1 protein-coding gene is annotated in these 788 nt (G+C 52.3%); it reads left to right on the top strand.

Annotation, left to right across the window (positions count from 1 at the left end):
• Positions 1–63 precede the first annotated feature (63 nt).
• Complete coding sequence (locus ACOTXC_RS22690) at positions 64–768, top strand: IS6-like element IS26 family transposase (RefSeq protein WP_001067855.1); 705 nt, start codon at positions 64–66, stop codon at positions 766–768.
• The last annotated feature ends 20 nt before the right edge of the window (positions 769–788 follow it).

Raw genomic sequence — 788 nt, 5'->3', positions numbered from 1 at the left:
GGCACTGTTGCAAATAGTCGGTGGTGATAAACTTATCATCCCCTTTTGCTGATGGAGCTGCACATGAACCCATTCAAAGGCCGGCATTTTCAGCGTGACATCATTCTGTGGGCCGTACGCTGGTACTGCAAATACGGCATCAGTTACCGTGAGCTGCAGGAGATGCTGGCTGAACGCGGAGTGAATGTCGATCACTCCACGATTTACCGCTGGGTTCAGCGTTATGCGCCTGAAATGGAAAAACGGCTGCGCTGGTACTGGCGTAACCCTTCCGATCTTTGCCCGTGGCACATGGATGAAACCTACGTGAAGGTCAATGGCCGCTGGGCGTATCTGTACCGGGCCGTCGACAGCCGGGGCCGCACTGTCGATTTTTATCTCTCCTCCCGTCGTAACAGCAAAGCTGCATACCGGTTTCTGGGTAAAATCCTCAACAACGTGAAGAAGTGGCAGATCCCGCGATTCATCAACACGGATAAAGCGCCCGCCTATGGTCGCGCGCTTGCTCTGCTCAAACGCGAAGGCCGGTGCCCGTCTGACGTTGAACACCGACAGATTAAGTACCGGAACAACGTGATTGAATGCGATCATGGCAAACTGAAACGGATAATCGGCGCCACGCTGGGATTTAAATCCATGAAGACGGCTTACGCCACCATCAAAGGTATTGAGGTGATGCGTGCACTACGCAAAGGCCAGGCCTCAGCATTTTATTATGGTGATCCCCTGGGCGAAATGCGCCTGGTAAGCAGAGTTTTTGAAATGTAAGGCCTTTGAATAAGACAAAA

This window comes from Enterobacter cloacae complex sp. IR5428 (assembly GCF_049238585.1).
GTDB lineage: Bacteria > Pseudomonadota > Gammaproteobacteria > Enterobacterales > Enterobacteriaceae > Enterobacter > Enterobacter intestinihominis.
The sequence above is the reverse complement of the archived record's forward strand: the minus strand, read 5'-3'. Positions and strand labels throughout refer to the sequence as shown.

Coding starts and splice junctions, on each gene's coding strand:
- ACOTXC_RS22690 (WP_001067855.1), top strand. CDS start 64: ATGAACCCATTCAAAGGCCGGCATTTTCAGCGTGACATCATTCTGTGG.